The sequence below is a fragment of the Rhizobacter sp. P1_G5 genome, from assembly GCF_056405435.1.
Window position 1 is genome coordinate 1 of record NZ_JBFUCB010000699.1, and the last position, 2978, is coordinate 2978.

At 71.0% G+C, this 2978-nt stretch carries 2 protein-coding genes and 1 pseudogene; 1 reads left to right on the forward strand and 2 read right to left on the reverse strand.

Going from position 1 to position 2978, the window contains the following annotated elements; translation table 11 throughout:
- The coding region (locus tag AC1D12_RS29695; protein WP_477844793.1) for a M66 family metalloprotease at window positions 1-1479 on the reverse strand (1479 nt) is incomplete at its 3' end.
- A 167-nt stretch (window positions 1480-1646) separates the two neighbouring features.
- On the opposite strand from AC1D12_RS29695, the gene AC1D12_RS29700 reads away from it, so the two are divergent.
- Window positions 1647-2648, forward strand: a complete 1002-nt coding sequence (locus tag AC1D12_RS29700; RefSeq protein WP_477844795.1) for a transporter — start codon at window positions 1647-1649, stop codon at window positions 2646-2648.
- A 6-nt stretch (window positions 2649-2654) separates the two neighbouring features.
- Here the strand turns inward: AC1D12_RS29700 and AC1D12_RS29705 are convergent.
- Window positions 2655-2978 (reverse strand): annotated as a pseudogene (locus AC1D12_RS29705) (MFS transporter); the annotation flags it as partial.

The window sequence follows — 2978 nt, forward strand, 5'->3', positions numbered from 1 at the left end:
GAGGAAGCCTTCCTGCATCTGCGCCGCCTGGTAGTCGGAGAACGCGTTCCAGCGGTAGGTCTTGCCGTCGCGGTCGTCGTCGCCGCCCGACATCGGCGTGCGTTGGAAGCAGGTGCCGTCGACGGTGCGGCCGTCGCACGACTGGCCGCTGTACTCGAGCGTCGTCAGCAGCTGGTTCTTCAGCGCGTCGTAGCCCCAGGTGGAGCCGCTCTTGGTGCCCATCGGGTACGGGTAGTCGCCGGCATCGGCCGCGGCGTCGGCATGCGGCAGGCCGTAGGCGTGGCCCATCTCGTGGTTGAAGATGGCTGAGTAGACCTGGTCGGGCCGGTAGTCGCCGCCGGAGGTGCCGACACCGCCGCCGCCGAGCCCGCCGCCGGTCGATGCGGCGACCTGCCGGCCGCCGTCCACCGTCTGCACGAAGCCGTAGAAGCCGGCCGCGAAGTTGCCGTCCCGGTTCGCGGCGGGACCGCGCATGTCGCTGAGCAGCCTGTAGATGCGGGCGTTGGTGTCGCCGCCGGCCGCCTTGAAGTCGGCCCACGAGCCGAAGCTCATCGCCGGGTAGCAGAACTGGTCGTCGTTGCGGGCCGGCACGGCCAGCTGGTCGAGCGTGACGGCACCGGTCGTCACCTGGGCGAGGTTCGCGACCGGCAGCTTCTGCAGGTACTCCTGGTCGAGCGTGTAGCCGTTGGTCGACGCCGACGACAGCGCCCAGTCCGGCACCACAGACTGCGCCGCGCGCGCGCCGAACAGGTAGACCGGAATCGTGTGGTGCGTCAGCGTGGTGGCCGGCGTGACGCTCAGCGCCACGCTGCGCGGCGACGAGAAATCGCCCTGGCCGACCTCGAGCGTCGCGCCGATCTGGATCCACTCGCGCGGCAGCAGCGCGCTGTACTTGACGGCGGAATAGGCCGGGCGGCCGCCGTCGGTGGCGGGCAGCTTCGCCGGGGCGTTCATYGTCAGCGGGCCGAGCGTGCGGCCRTCGGCCAGCTTGGCGCGCACCACCAGCGACGTCACGTTCGCAGACGGCTGCACCATCAGCAGCGCGGCGCGGTCGGCCACCAGCAGCAGGCGCTTGGTGACCTTGTTCTTCACGTCGTTGGCCGATTGCATGCCGCGGCCGGTGGGCGGGATGACGTGGGTCTGCGCGAGCTCGACGCTGGTGAGCGCCGGGGTCGCCGTGGGGGCGGGGGCCGGGGCGGGCGAGGGTGCCGGAGCGGGGGCTGGCGCAGGCGACGGCGCGGGTGCGGGCGAAGGAGCCGGGGCCGGGGAAGGAGCCGGTGCGGGCGATGGGGCGGGCGAAGGCGACGGTGCGGGGGCCGGAGCAGGTGCGGGAGCAGGTGCGGGAGCCGGCGAGGGCGTCGATGCCGGCGGCGAACCGGCGGGCGTGTCCCCGTCATCCTTGCCACCGCAGGCGGCGAGCGCGACGGCGGTGAACAGCAAGGCGATGTGGGTCGTCGTGGACAGGGGCAGGCGCTTCATGCTTCGGTGGGGACGGGTTGCAGCGCCGCGATGATCAGCGAAGTTCCGTGAAAGCGCATTCATGGCGTTTCACCTTTTCTGTTCTTACACCCGCTTGCAAAGCCGGCATGTCATCAAGCCGTGTTCTCATCGCGGGTTGCCGCGCATGCATCACAGGAGGAGCGCCCATGCCCATCACTTACGGAGCCCAGCAGAACGGCCTGCTGTGCGGCTACCGCTTCTCGCCGACCGAATGCGGCGAGCCGATCGACCTGGCCCAGGCCGTCGAGTGGCTGAAGCAGCCGGCCGGCGATGCGTCCTTCATCTGGCTGCATTTCGACCTCACCGCGGCCACCTCGCAGGCCTGGATGCAGGCCAACCTGCCGCTCGCGCCGGAGTTCTTCGAGGCGCTGCAGCAGGGCTCGCGCTCGACGCGCATCGAGGACGCGCAGGACAACCTGATCGCCGTCGTCAACGACGTGGCCTATGAATTCGCGTTCGACCCGTCGGAGATCGCGACGCTGTGGATGAGCGTCGACGCGCGGCTGGCCGTCAGCGCGCGGGCGCACCCGCTGCGCTCGATCGACCGGCTGCGCGAGGCGGTGAAGCAGGGCGTGCGCTTCGGCTCGTCGGTCGACCTGCTGAACCACCTGCTCGAGGACCAGGGCGAYGTGCTGGTGCGCATCGTGCGCGAGGCCACGCTGAAGGTCGACAGCATCGAGGACAGCCTGCTGCGCGGCCGCCTCGACCGCCGGCGTGCCGAGCTCGGCCAGCTGCGCCGCGTGCTGGTGCGGCTGCAGCGCCTGCTGGCGCCGGAGCCGGGCGCGCTGTTCCGGCTGCTGCGCCAGCCGCCGYCCTGGGTGGCGGCGACCGACCTCGACGAGCTGCGCCAGGCCACCGAGGAGTTCTCGCTGGTGATCCGCGACCTCGCGGCGCTGCAGGAGCGCATCAAGCTGCTGCAGGAAGAGATCGCCGCGCAGGTCGGCGAGCAGACCAACCGCAGCCTGTTCACGCTGACGATGGTCACGGTGCTGGCGCTGCCGATCAACATCACGACCGGCTTCTTCGGGATGAACGTCGGCGGCATCCCGTTCGGCGAGCACAAGCACGGCTTCCTCGTAGYGGTGCTGTTCGTCGTGGTGTTCACTGCGGTGGCGGGCTGGCTGGCGTTCCGCAACCGGGATCGCTGACGGCTGTCAACGCCACATCCGCACGGCCAGCGCCAGCGCTGCCGCGCCGGCCGACAGCGCCGTCACCGCCATCCAGCCCCAGTGCGCGAGCGCCACGCTGCCCAGCGCCGAGCCGGTCGCCATGCCGATGAACACCGTCGTGAACAGCACCGCGTTGAGGCGGCTGCGCGCGCCGGGGTCGATGCCGTAGACGATGGTCTGGTGCGCGATCAGCGCGACCTGGATGCCGAGGTCGAAGCCGATCGCGCTCGCGACCAGCAGCCCGAGCTGCGCCTGCGGCGGCACGAACGGCATCAGCCCCATCACCGCGAACGACACCAGCACCAGGCC